The organism is Streptomyces sp. CB02400 (assembly GCF_001905725.1).
GTDB lineage: Bacteria > Actinomycetota > Actinomycetes > Streptomycetales > Streptomycetaceae > Streptomyces > Streptomyces atrovirens.
The window spans coordinates 217,686-232,394 of the sequence record NZ_LIWB01000005.1 but is presented as its reverse complement, the minus strand read 5'-3'; the positions used below and the strand labels follow the sequence as shown (position 1 = coordinate 232,394).

Annotated in this window: 15 protein-coding genes; 4 read left to right on the top strand and 11 right to left on the bottom strand. The window is 73.8% G+C overall.

Annotated elements, in window-relative coordinates:
- Window positions 1-12: 12 nt before the first annotated feature.
- On the bottom strand, window positions 13-933 hold the full coding sequence (locus AMK33_RS14660) for a LysR family transcriptional regulator (protein WP_073933245.1): 921 nt from the start codon (window positions 931-933) through the stop codon (window positions 13-15).
- Window positions 934-1,142: 209 nt separating this feature from the next.
- Here AMK33_RS14660 and snpA point away from each other — a divergent pair, with 209 nt between their 5' ends.
- Window positions 1,143-1,829 carry a snapalysin gene (gene snpA, locus AMK33_RS14655; RefSeq protein WP_073933244.1) on the top strand — a complete coding sequence of 229 codons (687 nt, stop codon included), beginning with the start codon at window positions 1,143-1,145 and terminating at the stop codon, window positions 1,827-1,829.
- A gap of 164 nt (window positions 1,830-1,993) precedes the next feature.
- Here the strand turns inward: snpA and AMK33_RS14650 are convergent, their stop codons facing one another.
- From AMK33_RS14650 to AMK33_RS14640, 3 genes are all read right to left on the bottom strand, one after another.
- Window positions 1,994-2,992: an endonuclease/exonuclease/phosphatase family protein gene (locus AMK33_RS14650; RefSeq protein WP_073933243.1), complete on the bottom strand. Its 999-nt coding sequence runs from the start codon at window positions 2,990-2,992 to the stop codon at window positions 1,994-1,996.
- Window positions 2,884-3,945: a hypothetical protein gene (locus tag AMK33_RS14645; protein ID WP_235618102.1), complete on the bottom strand. Its 1,062-nt coding sequence runs from the start codon at window positions 3,943-3,945 to the stop codon at window positions 2,884-2,886. Before AMK33_RS14645 ends, AMK33_RS14650 begins: the two co-directional genes overlap by 109 nt.
- Window positions 3,946-4,216: 271 nt before the next feature.
- Window positions 4,217-4,663 carry a hypothetical protein gene (locus tag AMK33_RS14640; RefSeq protein WP_073933242.1) on the bottom strand — a complete coding sequence of 149 codons (447 nt, stop codon included), beginning with the start codon at window positions 4,661-4,663 and terminating at the stop codon, window positions 4,217-4,219.
- Between the two features lie 162 nt (window positions 4,664-4,825).
- Between AMK33_RS14640 and AMK33_RS14635 the strand changes: the two genes are divergently transcribed.
- Together AMK33_RS14635 and AMK33_RS14630 are read left to right on the top strand one after the other, a co-directional pair.
- Entirely contained in the window at window positions 4,826-5,992 is a 1,167-nt protein-coding gene (locus AMK33_RS14635) for a PP2C family protein-serine/threonine phosphatase (RefSeq protein WP_079194883.1), read from the top strand.
- 63 nt (window positions 5,993-6,055) lie between these two features.
- Window positions 6,056-7,138, top strand: a complete 1,083-nt coding sequence (locus AMK33_RS14630; protein ID WP_073933240.1) for a hypothetical protein — start codon at window positions 6,056-6,058, stop codon at window positions 7,136-7,138.
- A gap of 376 nt (window positions 7,139-7,514) precedes the next feature.
- On the opposite strand, the gene AMK33_RS42840 is transcribed toward AMK33_RS14630, so the two are convergent.
- The gene (locus AMK33_RS42840) at window positions 7,515-7,679 is read right to left on the bottom strand and encodes a hypothetical protein (RefSeq protein WP_167748572.1); all 165 of its coding nucleotides are present in this window, start codon (window positions 7,677-7,679) and stop codon (window positions 7,515-7,517) included.
- Between the two features lie 97 nt (window positions 7,680-7,776).
- Here AMK33_RS42840 and AMK33_RS14625 point away from each other — a divergent pair, with 97 nt between their 5' ends.
- Window positions 7,777-9,120, top strand: a complete 1,344-nt coding sequence (locus tag AMK33_RS14625; RefSeq protein WP_073933239.1) for a helix-turn-helix domain-containing protein — start codon at window positions 7,777-7,779, stop codon at window positions 9,118-9,120.
- A gap of 27 nt (window positions 9,121-9,147) precedes the next feature.
- Here AMK33_RS14625 and AMK33_RS14620 read toward each other — a convergent pair whose 3' ends face one another.
- From AMK33_RS14620 to AMK33_RS14595, 6 genes are all read right to left on the bottom strand, one after another.
- On the bottom strand, window positions 9,148-10,383 hold the full coding sequence (locus AMK33_RS14620; RefSeq protein ID WP_073933238.1) for an ABC transporter permease: 1,236 nt from the start codon (window positions 10,381-10,383) through the stop codon (window positions 9,148-9,150).
- Window positions 10,380-11,084: an ABC transporter ATP-binding protein gene (locus AMK33_RS14615; protein ID WP_073933237.1), complete on the bottom strand. Its 705-nt coding sequence runs from the start codon at window positions 11,082-11,084 to the stop codon at window positions 10,380-10,382. Before AMK33_RS14615 ends, AMK33_RS14620 begins: the two co-directional genes overlap by 4 nt.
- A gap of 2 nt (window positions 11,085-11,086) precedes the next feature.
- A complete protein-coding gene (locus AMK33_RS14610) occupies window positions 11,087-12,388 on the bottom strand; it encodes a hypothetical protein (protein ID WP_235618101.1) in 1,302 nt (433 codons plus the stop codon).
- Window positions 12,388-13,302: a hypothetical protein gene (locus tag AMK33_RS14605; RefSeq protein WP_073933236.1), complete on the bottom strand. Its 915-nt coding sequence runs from the start codon at window positions 13,300-13,302 to the stop codon at window positions 12,388-12,390. The genes AMK33_RS14610 and AMK33_RS14605 overlap by 1 nt, the downstream gene beginning before the upstream one ends.
- A 122-nt stretch (window positions 13,303-13,424) precedes the next feature.
- Window positions 13,425-13,889 carry a hypothetical protein gene (locus AMK33_RS14600; protein WP_073933235.1) on the bottom strand — a complete coding sequence of 155 codons (465 nt, stop codon included), beginning with the start codon at window positions 13,887-13,889 and terminating at the stop codon, window positions 13,425-13,427.
- 52 nt (window positions 13,890-13,941) lie between these two features.
- Window positions 13,942-14,700, bottom strand: a complete 759-nt coding sequence (locus AMK33_RS14595; protein WP_079194870.1) for a hypothetical protein — start codon at window positions 14,698-14,700, stop codon at window positions 13,942-13,944.
- Window positions 14,701-14,709: the final 9 nt, after the last annotated feature.

Here is a 14,709-nt window from a genome sequence, read left to right as displayed (position 1 = left end):
GGAGTGGCCGGATCAGGGCCCGGGCACCGGGTCCTCCAGCCACTCCCGGTACGCCGGTGCCTGCCGCGCCACCTCCCGGTACGCCTCGGCCAGATCGGGATAGACGCCCTCCAGCTCCGACTCCGTACGCGCCGCCAGCAGCAGCCGTACGCCCAGCGGGTCACCGTGCAGCCGGCGGACCGCCGTCTCGGGGCGGGAGAGCGAGGTCGGCTGGCACACGGTGACGGCCTCGCCGATGGCGACCAGGGACGCGGCCGTGTGATAGTCGCCGTGCAGCACGCGCGGGCTGATCCCGGCGGCGTGCAGGACCCGGCGTACGGCGTCCCACTCGCCGTCGACCGCCGGGTCGATCATCCAGCGGTCGCCGGCCAGGTCGGACAGGTGGACCACCGGGTGCGCGGCGGCAGGATGGTCGGCCGGGAGCGATACGCACTGCGGTTCGCGCTCGACGAGGACCCGGGTGCGCAGGCCCTCGGGGACGCGCAGCGGACAGCCCTCGACCTCGTGCACGAACGCCACGTCGAGCTGCCCGTCGGCGACCATGCGCAGCAGGGCGTTGGCGGAGACGTCCATGTGCAGGGTGGGCTCCTGCCAGTGCCGGCGCAGCCGTCGCAGCCAGCCGGCCAGGGCCCGGCTGGCGGTGGAGCCGATGCGCAGTTGTTGGCCGCCGGCGGCGGCACGGGCCTCGGTGACCAGCGAGCGCAGTTCGGTGACGAGCGGGCGGGCGCGGCTGAGCACCAGCCGGCCCAGTGGGGTGGGACGGCAGCCGGTGCGCGCACGCACGAACAGGGCACCGCCCAGCTCCTGTTCGATGCGCCGCAACTGCGTGCTCAACGAGGGCTGAGCCACGCCGAGTTGGCGTGCGGCTCGGTGCAGACTGCCGGTGTCGGCGATCGCGCACAGCGCCCTGAGGTGCCTGACCTCAAGCTCCATGCCCTGGGAGGGTAAGGCGGAAGTTCAGGTTTCACCAGACACACAAACCGCGTCCGTTCAGGCGGAGTCGGGCGTGCGCGGCGGGGTGGCCGGAGTCGGTCGATAGGGCCGTCCTATCACCGGTTGCCATCATCACAGCCGCCGCACAGGCGCACACACTCCTCGGTGACATGTGACTCGACCCCCACCTCAAGGAGTCATCGATGCGTATGCGCATGCGCGTGCCCATGTCCGTGCTCACCGCCGCCGGAATGAGCCTCACGGCTCTCGGCCTCGGCATCGCCCCGGCGACGGCGGCCCCCGCGCCCGTCGACGCCGGTTCGTCCGCCCCGTACGCCGCCTACGACGGGTCGTCGGAGGAGGCGGCGGCCAACCGGGCCTTCTTCGAGGCCGTGCTGAAGTCGGCGGCCGAGAAGCGGGCCGCGAACCCGACGGGCGCGGCCGCCGTCACCGTCGTCTACGACGCCTCCCGGGCGCCCTCGTTCGCCACCCAGATATCCCGCAGTACGCAGATCTGGAACAGCTCGGTCTCGAACGTGAGACTCCAGGCCGGCACGTCGGGTGTCGACTTCAGGTACTACGAGGGCAACGACTCGCGCGGATCGTACGCGTCCACCGACGGGCACGGGCGGGGGTACATCTTCCTCGACTACCGGCAGAACCAGATCTACAACTCGACGCGGGTGACCGCGCACGAGACCGGGCACGTGCTCGGGCTGCCGGACCACTACTCGGGGCCGTGCAGCGAGCTGATGTCCGGGGGCGGGCCCGGGCCGTCCTGCACCAACGCGTACCCCAACTCCGCGGAGCGGTCGCGGGTGAACCAGTTGTGGGCGTATGGGTTCGCCGCGGCGCTGGACAAGGCGGAGAAGGCGTTGCAGAAGTCCTCGCGGTAGTCGGCAGTCGGTAGCCGCACGGTGTGGGGGCGGCCGGGGGGTGTGTCGGCTCGCGGCGCTTGCCGGTGCCGCTGCGCCCACCCGTGCCGCCCTGGGGGTACCTCCCAGGCCTTCAAGGCACTGGGGGAGGCACGATTACCCGCAGCTGCGGCGGGAGCCGCCAGTCACGCGCCGTGCAGTGTGAGGTCGACCAGTAGGGCTCGGTGGTCGGTGTCGGGGAGGTCGAGGAAGCGGGCTTGGTTCGCGGCGAACTCCTCGGAGACCAGGACGTGGTCGATCTGGGTGCCGAAGGCCGGGGTGGTGCGGGAGGGCCAGGTCGGGGTTCGGTCGGCGCCGGTCAGGCGGGCCGCGTCGCGCAGGCCGGTGTCGAGGATGCGGCGGAAGGCCGCGTGGTCCTGGGAGGCGTTGAAGTCCCCGGCGAGCACGGTCGGGGTGTCCCGGCCGGCGGCGGCCGCGTCCCGCAGCCGGCCGAGCTCCCGCTGCCACAGGCCGACCTGGTCGGGCAGCGGCGGCATGGGGTGCGCGAGCTGGAACCGTACGGCGTGCCCGTCGACGTCGGCGACGGCGCCGGGCATGCCCATGGTGCCGGGGACCCCGTCGGTGGCACGCAGCGGGAAACGGCTGAGGACGACCGAGCCCTCGGAGCCGCCGCCCTCCACCGCCTCCCGGTGCGGGTAGGTGTCGGTCAGCTCCCGCTTCAACGCCGCGTCGCAGGTGTACTCGCACTCCTGGACGAACACGACGTCCGGTTCCGCACGGCGTACGGCGTCGATCAGCGCGCCGGTGGCCTGCCCGAACTCCACGTTCGAGGTCAGCACCCGCAGCTCGGCGACGGGCGGCCCGGTGGGATCGCCGGTCTTCCCGTACGGCTCGATGAACCAGGCCAGCAGCCCCAGCAGGGCCACGCCCCACACCGCGCCGGTCCACCACCGGGCGAACAGGGTGAACAGCAGCCCGACGGCCGTGGGCACGAGCAGCCAGGGCAGGAAGGCGAGGAGCTGGGGCACGGGGGTGATGCCGTCGGTGTCGGCGGTCCGGCAGCCGACGACCACACTCACCCCGGCGAACAGCAGCCCCGCGCACCAGGCGCCGAACCGCCGCCGTCCCCCCGTCCGCCCCGCCCCGTCCCCGGTGACTGTCGGGTCGGCAGTCGCAGTGTCCAACGTTCCGGCCTTCCGCTCGCGGGTGCGATGCCCGGATTCTTCCTTACGGATGAGGGGGTGTGGCGGGTGGTCGTGAGGGGCGGGGGTTCGCGGCGGCTGCCGTGGCGGCCGGTCAGCCAGGAGGCCAGGGCCACCGTCAGGCCCAGGGCGAGGAGGAGCCAGGACGCCGTGCGCAGGGTGGCGGTGAGGGCGTCGTAGACCGCGCCCGCCGCCGGGCGGTGGACGCGTTCGGGCAGGTCGGCCAGGGTGAGCCGGCGGCCGACGGCGATCGCGAGGGCGAGCAGGGCGCCGCCCAGGGCCGTGCCCAGGCCGGTCGCGGTGAGCGCGCGCCGGCGGCGGGCGGCGACGGCGATCCCGGTGACGGCGAGGACGACGGCCGCGAGCGGAAGCCAGAAGGCGGCGGCGTCCAGTACGCGGTACCCCTTCCGGAGTCCGGCCACCTCCCCGGCCGGCACCACCGCGACCTCGGTGTGCTCGACGGGGATGCGGTGGGCGAAGGGCAGGTGGTCGGCGGCGAGCCGCGCCCGCACCTGCGCGGTGACGGGGGCGAGGTCGACGGTGACCGGGCCGGGGGCGGCCGCGTCGTCGCGCAGGGCGTGCAGGACGGCGTCGTGGACGGCCCTGTTGCCGGCCTCCCACGCGGTGCGGAACGCGTCGGTGCGGGTGAAGGAGCGGACCGCTTCGCGGATGAACGGTCCGAGGGGGGTGGTGTCGACCGTCTCCGCGTCCAGTTCCCGTACGACCTCGTCCCCCACGGCGTCGGCCACGGCGTCGCGGACGGCGGGGTCGGTGGCGAGCGGGGCCACGGTGTCGACGTAGTGGCCGGTGTCGGCGAGGGCGGCCGCCCAGGCGGCCAGGGTGCCGCAGGGGGTGAGGAGGCAGGTGAGGGTGAGGAGGGCGGCGGAGAGGGCGTTGCGGAGGCGGGTGTCGTGGGGGGCCACGCCTTCAGTCAAGGTGGCGGGTGGTGGGGGCGCGAGTGTTGGCGGCCCGAACGGGCGGTTGTGCGGGGGCCCGCGTCGGGGTGGGGCGGGGGTGTTCGCGCTGCCCGGCGTTTGCGGGGTGCCTCCCCCACTCTCGGCTTCTCCCCCACTCTCGGCTTCGCTCGAGCGGGAGGGGCCCGTGAGCGGGAGGCACCCCCACCGTCCATCCGTGCCGCCCTGGGGGTACCTCCCAGGCCCTTGAGGCACTGGGGGAGGCACGACTGCCCGCGGATCGCGGAGCGTCTCACCCGATCCTGTGGCCCGTCGCGTCCTCGTGGGTGTAGAAGCGGTAGAACATCGTCACGAAGACTCCCGCCGCGACCAGCAGGCCCAGGATCGTGGAGCGCAGGACGCCGGGGCTGGGGGCCTGGATGACCAGGAAGCCGAGCGCGCTGCCGCTGAGGGCGGCCCAGAGCACCGCGTGCAGCTCGCGCCGCACCTTCGGGGCCAGGGCGAGGAGCGCCATGAACAGCAGGGAGAACACGAGGCCGGCGAAGAAGCCGTACAGGAAGTTCTCCACGGTGATCGGCCCGCCGTAGCGGCGGTTGGCCGCCACCCAGTAGCCGTACACGACTCCGAGCAGGACGGGGATGACGACCTTCGCCGCCAGGTGGGTCCGTGCGCTGAAGAGGTCGGGGGTCGTACCGCCCCGCTCGATCGCGCCCCGGGGCCGGGGTGCCGCGTGCGTCATGAGAGCACTCCTCTCTCCTCGCCCCCGCCTACCAGGGCACACCTCCCCGGGCCGGTCGGCAACCGGGGACCGGATGCGGGCCGCACGGCGCCGTGTTTCGCTGGGGCGGTGAGTCAGGGCAGCGGGGGACAGGGCCCGCACGACGTCGTGCACCGGCACGAGATGCTGCGGCTGAGGGGGCGCAGCGTCGCCTGGGTGCCGCCGTTGCTGCTGCTCGTCGCCATCGTGTCCATCGACTACAACACCGGCGGCGAGTTCCGGACCGTCTCCTGGATCGTGCTGGTGCCGGGCATCGCCGCCGCGATCTGCGGGGTGTGGGGAACGGTCCTGTTCGCCGTGCTCGCGATGGTCACGTACACCGTCGTGGACAGCGCCTGGCCGCACCAGTTCCAGGCGGGGCTGCCCGACTTCATCCTCGTCGCCGCCGGCGGCGTCCTCGCCACGCTGGCCTGCGTGGTGCGGGTGCGCGGTGAGCGCCGCGCGCTGCACATGCGGGACGTCGCCGAGACCGTACGGCGCACCGTGCTGCGCCCCCTGCCGCCGCGCTGGGGCGGCCTGGAGCACGCCGGGATCTACCTCACCGCGGACGCCCAGGCCCGCGTCGGCGGCGACTTCTACGACATCCAGCCGGGCCCGTACGGCACCCGGGTGCTCGTCGGTGACGTCCAGGGCAAGGGGCTGGGCGCGGTGGAGACGGCGTCGGTGCTGCTCGGGGCGTTCCGCGAGGCCGGCTACCACGAGGCCGACCTGTCGACCGTCGCCGACCATCTGGAGACCCGGGTACTGCGGCACCGCGAGTACACCACCGCCCTCGGCCGGGGCGACCGCGACCGGTTCGCCACCGCCGTCCTGCTCGGTTTCCCCCCGGACCGGACCGATGTCGTGGACGCCGTCGTCTTCGGGCACGAGCCCCCGTACGCCGTCGGCCCCGACGGCGTACGGTCCCTGCCGACCCGCGGGGGTCTCCCGCTCGGCTGCCGCGACCTCGGCCCCGATCCGCCGCCGGTGTGCCGGGTGCCGGTCGCCGACGGTGAGACGCTGCTGCTGGTCACCGACGGCGTGACCGAGGCGCGGGACGGCGCCGGCGACTTCTACCGGCTCGCCGACGACCTGACCCGGGCGGTGACGGCGGACCCGCGGGTCGTCGCGCCGGGCCGGCTGGTCGCCGTCGTACGGGACGGGACGCTGCGGCACAGCCGGGGGCACCTGGTCGACGACACCACGGCCTTCGCGGTACGACGGATCCGCGCGCCCCGCCTGCCCCGCGCGCCCCGCCTCTCCCGCGCGCCGGGGGGCGAAGGCCCCGAAGGGGGACGTTCACCCTACTGACACCACCCTTCGCAGCCGCAGCGGTTACCGTGCTGCCGTAGGTGATCGACAGGGGAGGGGACCATGCCCGGAACCGTGCTGCTGCTGGCGGCCTCGCCGCTGGGCCGCGGGCGGCTGGTGGACGCGGCGTCCGTGCTCCCGGTCCTCGCGGCGGTGCCGCCCGCCGTGCTGTCCGGCGCGGAGACCGCGAACGTCGTCGAACTCGCCGACCCGCTGGAGCCGCAGGCCGTACTGACCCGGCTGCGCGCCGCCGCCGCGGCGCCCGGACCGCTGACCGTGTACGTCACCGGTCAGCTCCAGCTCGACCGCCGCCAGCGGCTGCCGCACCTCGCGCTGGCCCGGACGACCGCGCCCACCGTGCGGTACACCGGGCTGCCGTGGCACTGGTTCCGGGAGGAGCTGCGGCTGCGTCCGGCGGGCGCGACGACGCTCTTCCTCGATCTGCACGCCGACCCGGAGACCTGGCGGGCGCTGAGCGCGTCGCGCCCGCCGGGCCCGTCCCCGCTCGACTGCGGCCCCGCCAACGCCGTCTACGGCCGTGTCGCGCCCCCGCCGCCGTCCCGTCGCGGGGTCGCGGCACCGGCGTACATGAAGGCGGTCGCGACGATCCTGCGCAGCGGATGGCGTCCGCCGGACGAGGAGCTGCACCAGCAGGCGCTGACGCGGATCGCGCCGGAGAGCGAGGGCACGGAGCTGCTGCTGGCGCGGCCCGGTCCGGTGCCGGGGGATCCGCACGCGGCCGTCACCGCCGCCGTGCGCTCCGGCCGGCACGCGGACGCCGACGCGCTCGCCGCGCGGCTGGAGCAGGCGGCCGGTCTGGCGCACGGGCCCGCCTCCGAGGAGGCGCTGCACTGGACGGAGGTCCGGGCGGACCTGGCGATGCTGGCCGGGGACGCGGCGCGCAGCTGCCGTACCTGGCTGACCGTCGCGAGCGCCCGGCTGACCGCCGGACAGCCGGCGGACGCGCCCGCCGTCGAGACGGCCGTGGACCGGGCACACCACCAGTGGGGCCGGATCGGCGACCCGGCCCGTGCCCGCGAACTCGGTCCGGTCCTCGCGGAGCTGCGCGGCCGGGTGCCGGGGCGGCGCGAGGGCGCCCTGGACCATGTACGGCGTCAGCTAAGGCAGTTGCAGACTCAGAGCTGAGCGCCGGCCGGCCCGGAACACGGCGCCCCGACCGCGAACCCCGCCGCAGGGGTGCTCCCCGGATGCCACCGCACGGCCCGCCCTGATGCTCTTCGACGACGCCCCCGTCGGGTGGCGGAACCCACAGGCCGTGCGGCGGGACTCCCCGACGGACGACGGAACCCCGCTGGGCGGCTGGACACGACCGTGTGCGAGGGGCCCTGCCCGGCCGACGGCGCGGCCGGCCGGGCCTCCGGGCGGGGGCGGCGGACCGAAGCTCCGTGCCCGCGGCGGTCCTCGTCGCCCGCATGCCGTGCGGCCGGGGTCCGGGGGCGGTGCGGAAGGCTCTGCGGCTCGGGCCGTCGCCCGCGTGCCCGTGCGACCGGGGTGCGTGTTCCTACCGGACCGCCTCCGCCACCGGTGCCGTGGTCCGTCGGTCCGGTTCGGGGTCGGCGGCCTTGGCCGGGCCCGCGTTGGCCGCCAGGACCAGTGCCGCGACCGCGGCGACGGCCGCGGCGAGGCCACGGGCGTAACGTTCGGTGGTGCGTGTGGGTTCCAGCACGGCGACCTCCCAACAGCGACGGGTTAAGCACGTTTAATTCGCGGTTTAACCTAGGGGCTGTCGGACACGAACGGCAAGGGGCACTGGGGGAGTTGGCGTGGGGGAACGGGACGAGCCGGCGACCATCGGGCGGCGGGTGCAGCAGTTGCGGGTGGAGCGCGGGCTGACCCAGAGGCAGCTGGCGGAGCCGGTGTACACGCCCGCGTACGTCTCCACGCTGGAGGCGGGCCGGGTGCGCCCCTCCGACGACGCGTTACGGCATCTCGCCGACCGTCTCGGAGTCGCGTTCGACGAACTGGCCACCGGACGTTCCGCCCGGCTCGTGACCGAGCTGCACCTGCGGCTGACCGAGGCGCAGCGCACGCTCGCCGTCGGCGAGACGGAGGCCGCGGTGGAGCAGTACGCCGGGCTGCTCGCCGAGGCGGAGGCGCACGGCCTGGCCGAGGAGCAGGCCGCCGCGCTGCTAGGGCTCGGGGAGTGCGCCCTGGAGACCGGCGAACTGGCCGAGGGCCGTGAGTACTTCGAGCGTTCCGAGGCCCGGCTCGCCGAGGCACCGCTGCCCGCACGGGTGCCGGCGCTGCGCGGACGGGCCGTCGCCCACTACCTCGCGGGCGAACTGCGGTACGCGGTCTACCTCCTCGAGTCCACGATCGACGAGCTGAACCGGGGCGGCCTGCACGACCCGGACGCGCTGCTGCTGCTCTACGCCAGCGCGATCGGCCCGTACATGGACATGGGCGCGCACGCGCGGGCCGCGCAGGCGGCGGAGTTCGCGCTGGCGCTCGCGCCGCAGTCCGGCGACCCGGCGCTGGTGGCGCGCATGCACCGGTCGGTGGCCCGCACCCTGCTCGCCGAGGGCCGCCTCGCCGAGGCGGACGCCTCGCTGGCCAAGGCGGCCGAGCTGTACCGCGGGCTGCAGCTCCGTACCGAGCTGGCCAACTGCCACTGGATGCGCGGCTACGTGTACGCGCAGAACGGCGAACTGGAGCGCGCCGAGGAGGAGATGCGCGAGGCGCTGGCGATGCTGTCGGCCAAGCGGGCGTCCCTCTACAGCAGCCAGGTGACCGTCGAACTGGCCGACGTACTGCGCCGGCGCGGCAGCTCCCAGGAGGCGGCGGCCCTGCTGGAGGACGTGCTCGGCGGGCTCTCCCCCGAGCGGGGCGCGGTGCACGCGGCGGCGGCGCACCGGCTGCTCGGGATCATCGCCGAGGACGCCCGCGACGCCGAGCGGGCCGAGGAGCACTACGTGCGCGCGATGAGCCTGCTGGAACGCGCGGGCGCGGCCGGTGACCTGGCCGACCTGTGCCGCCTCCTCGGTGACCTGCTGCGCCGCACCGGCCGCGTCGAGGCGGCCCTGGACGCCTACCGCACCGGCCTGGGCCACCGCACGGCCCCGGGTACGACCACGCTGGGCCCGGCGCCCGCCCAGCCCCCGGTGTGAACGGCGGGCGCGGGCCGGGCAGGACGGTCAACGGCGCAGCGCCTCCACAGGAGGGATACGGGAAGCCCTCCAGGCGGGGTAAAGGCCCGCCAGGAGCCCGGTGGCGAGGCCGAGGGCCGGGGCCACGGCCAGGGTGGCGGGGTCGAGGACCGGCGTCCACCTCTTCGCGGCCGCCACCGAAACGACGACCACGGTACCGATCGAGGTGCCGACCAGGCCCCCTACGAGTCCCAGTGCCGTCGACTCGGCCAGGAACTGGGACGTGATGTGGATCCCGCGGGCCCCCAGGGCGCGGCGCAGCCCGATCTCCCCCGTGCGTTCCATCACGGCGACGAGGGTCGTGTTGGCGATTCCGACGGCGCCGATGACGAGACACACACCGGCGAGGAGGAGGAAGAGCTGGCTCAGGTCGTCGCTCACCGCGGTGCGCAGCGACCGCGGGTCCGGAGGCGGCGTCACTCTGAAGTACTCGGGGTGCTCCGGCCGCAGGGCGAGAGCCGCCTCCTCGGCGATCTGGCCGGCGGCACCGAGCTCGGTCGAGATGATCATCCGGGCCCCCTCGCCGCTCGGCGTTCCCCAGGTCCGCTCGGCCACGGAGCGCGGCACCGTGACGGACATCAGGAGCTCCGGTTTCCGCTCGACGTCCTCGAGTATGCCGATCACGGTGAACGAGGAGCCGCCGATGAAGACGGCGGGGCGGGTGTGCAGCGTGGTGATGCCCAGGCGTGCCGCCGTGGCCGAGCCGATCACCGCGACCGCCTGCCGGTGCCGGTCGTGGAAGTCGTCGAAGCCGCGCCCCTGGGCGAACCCGGCCCGCGCCGCCGGCCAGATGCCGGGCGAAGCGGCGATCACCTGTGTCTGCGCGTCGGCGCCGTTGGCCTTGCCCACGGGCGCGGCTCGCACACCGTCCTCGGGCCCCAGCCGGACGTTCCAGTACACCCCTGCCGCCTGGACCCCGTTCAGGCGTGAGATGCGCGCCTCGGCGTCCTCGGTGAAGGAGAGCGCGGGGGCGGCGGCGTTGCCGGAGCCGACGTCGACGACGCCGACCTCCGTGGCGGTGAGCGCGTTGAACCGCGTGTCGATCTGGGAGGCGGCCGTGGCCGTGAGTCCCAGCACCGCGATGAAGGAACCGACGCCGAGCACGGTGCCGAGCGCGGTGAGGACCGCTCGGGCGGGGCGTTGGAGCATGCCGGCCACGGCCTCGGAGAGCAGGTCACGTAGTGCCAGGCGGGACCGGCCCCGGATGGATCGCCCTTGTCTCACAGTTCCCCTCGGTGCCGTGCGGGGTCGGACAGAACGCCGTCCCGGATCGTGACGGTGCGCTGCCCGTGCCGCGCGACCTCGGCATCGTGTGTGATCACCACGATGGTCATGCCGTCGCGGTGCAGCTCGTCCAGCAGCGCGAGTACGGAGGCGGCGGTCGCGGAGTCGAGGTTGCCGGTCGGTTCGTCGCACAGCAGCAGCGACGGCTCGGCCACCAGGGCGCGTGCGATCGCGACGCGCTGACGCTCCCCGCCGGACAGCTGTGTCGGCAGGGCCGCGGCCCTGTGCCCCAGACCCACACGGTCCAGTACCGCCGCCGCCCGCAGGCGCCGGAGCCGGCGCGGTACCGCCTGGTAGACCATGGCGAGTTCGACGTTCTCCTGCGCGCTGCGGTGCGGCAGGAGATGGAAGGCCTGGAAGACGAACCCGATGCGCCGGCCGCGCAGCGCGGCCAGGTGGGAGGCGCTCAGGGCCGTGGTGTCGATGCCGTCGAGGAGGTAGCGGCCGTGTGTGGGGGTGTCGAGGAGTCCCGCGATGTTCAGGAGCGTCGACTTCCCCGAGCCCGAAGGGCCCACCACCGTCACGAAATCCCCGCCGGCGATGCTCAGATCGCAGGGGTGCAGGGCGTGCACCGCCGGAGGGCCGGGGTAGGTCAGCCCCACGTCCCGGAACTCGATCACCGGTGTGCCGTCGCCGGACATGGTCACGGCCCGCCCACAGTGGTTCCCGGCTGTACGCCCACGACGACCCGGGCGCCGGCTTCGAGGCGGGCGCCTTCCACCGGGGTCACCTGGACGAAGCCGTCTCCGGACATGCCGACGGTGACGGGGACCCGAAGCTCCGTCCGGCCCTTCCGCACGGTGACGGCGGTCAGTCCGTCGGCGCCGGTGGACACGGCCGACGAGGGGACGGCGAGAACCTCGCCCTCGGAGGAGGCCGCCACCACGGTCAGCTGTACGTTCTCGCCGTTGAGCCGGGCGGGCAGTGGCTCGGACGGGGTGACCTTCACGGTGTAGTTCTCCGCTGCGGCTTCCTGGTCGCCGTCCTTCGCGGAGACCGTGGCCCTGGAGACGGAGGCGACCTTTCCGGTGAACTGCCGTCCGGTCAGCTCCGCGTGGATGCGCACCTCCTGTCCGGGCCGGACCAGGTCCTTCTGCTGGGGCGTCACCGAGCCCTCGACCGTCAGACCGCCGGACGAGACGGACAGGAGGCCGGTGGTGGCCTCGTCGCCGACGTGTGCGCGCACCTCGTCGGCGTGGGCGGGGAAGGACGGGACGAAGACGACCTCGGACATCGGGAACACCGTGACGGCGGGTGCGGGCACCCGGTCGTTCCCGGCCGTCGGAAGGGCCGTCCCGCCGGGCTCCGGCTCCTCGGTCAGGGGCACCGGGGTTTCGGCGGTCGGGGCCTCGTAGCCGATGGACCGGTAGAAGGAGGTCACGGCTCCCCGGGTTCCGAGGCCGAAGACGCCCGAGGGGTCGCTGCCGGTGGGATGACCGGATTCCCGCAGTGCCTTCTGCAACTGGGCGACATCGTCCCCGCGCTTTCCGGGCGCGAGGTCGCGGTAGGCGGGGAGGGCGCCTTCGAGAACGAACAGCGGGCGTCCCGATATCTCCAGGACCACCTGGCCGGGAGTGATCTTCTCGCCCGGAGCGGTGCGGACCTTCGTCACCACCGACCGGCCCACCTCCTTGTCCGCCGACGGACCGGCCGAGATGTCGGTGTGCCGGGACGCGCTGATCCTGCCCCGGGTGATCAGGGCCTGGGAGATCACCCGCTGTTCGACGGGTGCGGTGAGGACGCTCCGCGGGGGTGGTGCCGCGTCTGCGGCGACCTGGGCCGGGGACCTGACGAGCAATGCGGCTCCGGCTCCCGCCCCGGTGCACACCAGGCACGCCACGACGAGGACGCCGAGGCTCCGTCTGCGCCGGACGAGTCCGTGCGAGCCGCGGGAGTCCGCCAGCAGGACGGTCGTCTCCGCGTCCGTGGTGTCGGGCCTCCCCATCAGGAACCCGCCACGACGTCGGCGGCCTTCTTCACGGCCGCGTCCAGCGACTCGCGTTCCTCGTTCAGCTGCTCCGGCCGGCTCTCGATGGTCTCCTTCTGGATCGCCACCTCGGTGTCGAACCAGATCCTGGCCACCCGGGTGCTCTCCCGGCAGGCGATGTCGGCCGTGGCCGTCCTGATCTCGAGCGGTGTGACCTCCCGGGTTCCGAACCGGGGGTCGTCGCTGGCGTCCAGCGGGCGCGCGTAGTCGAACCCGCTCTTCTTCATGCAGGCGGACCACGCCTTGAAGGCCTCGACCACGTCGGGGTGCTGCTGGGACTGGATGAACGCCTCGTTGCTGACCTGCTGAGCCGCTTCGGCGGTGATCGAGCCGTCCGCGATCTTCCGGTCGGCCTCGCCCACACAGCCGCCCTCGGGCACCGGCTCGTCCCCCACCTTCGGTGCGCCGCCCTGGAGCGCCCATGTCTCCGCGTCGCTGCCCGTCGTGATGTCCGTGGCGCCGACCTTGACCGCCTTGTCGTACGCCTCCTGCTCCGCGGCCGCGGGCTTGTAGCCCCGCTGCTCGGCCAGCGCCATGTCGTGGATGCCGTAGCGCCAGTCGACCAGGGTCTTCGGGCCCAGGCGCGGCAGTTCGGGAGCGGGCTTCCAGGAGAAGCCGAAGCGTTTCATGCAGTCGCCGACCAGGATCTTCCTGGCCTGCGATATCTGCTTCCGCTCGCTGTCCGAGGGGAGGTAGCCCTCGATCGGCAGGACCCAGGTGGCGGGGTCGGCGGCGTCGAACGGGACCGTCGGCTCAGGGGTCGCCACGGACGGGTTCGAGTCCGCGGTGACGGCCGAGCATCCGGCGACCGGCACCACTGCCGTCGCGGCGAGGAGGGCGCCCAGGCCGCGTCGTTTGATCATCTGGAGCATCTGTGTTCCTGCTGTCGGGGAGACGGCGGGTGCGGAACGGGGCGGGGGTCCGTTCCCGTTCCGCACCCGTCTGTCGTGCGGCGGCCGTCAGGGACGGGCCCCGGTGCGGACCGGGGCCGGGCTCAGAGCGTCTGCCAGGCGAACGACGCGTTCTCGTTCTTCGTGACGGAGAGGTTCGTCTGCGAGCGCGGGCTCGACCAGTCGGCGGACCCCTTGTAACCGCTGTTGAAGTACGTCACGGCGTAGTAGGTCGTGTGCTTGTTCTTCACGGAGGCGGCGTTGTTCTTGATGCCCTGCAGGTTGCCGTTGCCGCCGTGGCAGAACTTCAAGGGCTGGGTACCGCCCTGGGGCGCGCCGCCTATGCGCTCGTCGGCGAAGTCCCACACGCTGTAGCCGACGTTGCGGTAGGCGCCGCCGTAGTTGGAGTTGTAGTAGATCGCGTACTTGAACTGCGAGGTCGCCTGCGACTTCTGGCAGGCCTCGGGGCTCATCTGGTTCTCGAATCCGGTGTTCGCCTGCGCCTGGGGAGCGCCGGCGACCCCCAGGGCCAGAACCGCGGTCGCGATGAACGGGATCTTCTTGCGCACAGGGTGGTCCTTTCGTCTTCGTGCACTGGTTTCCTCGGTCGGACCCGTACGGTCAGCTCTGCCGGCGGGCCAGCCTTTTCGCGGCCTCACGGCGCTCGGGCCGGAAGGGGTCGGGGCCGGAGCCGGCGCCCCGGCCGGGCACCGCCGTCCGGCGGCGGAGCCCGGCCGCCACACGGACGAGCCGTTCGTCGCCCGGCTTGGTGTCGATGTAGAAGAGGGACTCGTCGGGGACCGTGTCGTCCCCGCCCCAGCGGACGACGCCCGCGCAGTCGACGAGGATGTCCCGGACGACCGTGAGCTGGTTCGGGAAGAACCCGCCCCGGGCACCGGAGGGGTAGAAACCGGGCCGTATCTGCACCGCGGTGCCGGACGCCTGGTTGGACTCGGCGAGGCCCCCGCGCACCTCCGACGGGTGGCGCCAGCCGATCACGTCACCGGCTCTGAGTTCGTCGACCTCGTAGTGGAAACGGCGGATCACGTGCACCAGTACCGACTCGACGTCGCCGAGGCGCAGTTGCGCTCCGCGCAGCGGAGTGCCGGGGACGGGGCAGGTCCACACGCTGCCGGCGTCGTCGGCGACCTTCTCCATCTCCCATCCGTTGAGGGACGGCTTGCCGGTGTGGACGCGCTCCTGCTCGGCCCGGTGACGGCGCAGGGCTTCCGAGATGTCGATCGGGGCGGGCGGTGTCGGTGAGGTGGGCGCGGACGGGGGAGTGGCGGCGGAGGCAGGACTGCCGGTGAGGCCGACGACAGTCATGCCTGCCGCGACGGCGGTGGCCTGCTTCAGGGCGGCACGACGCGATATGGGCATGTGTGGGAG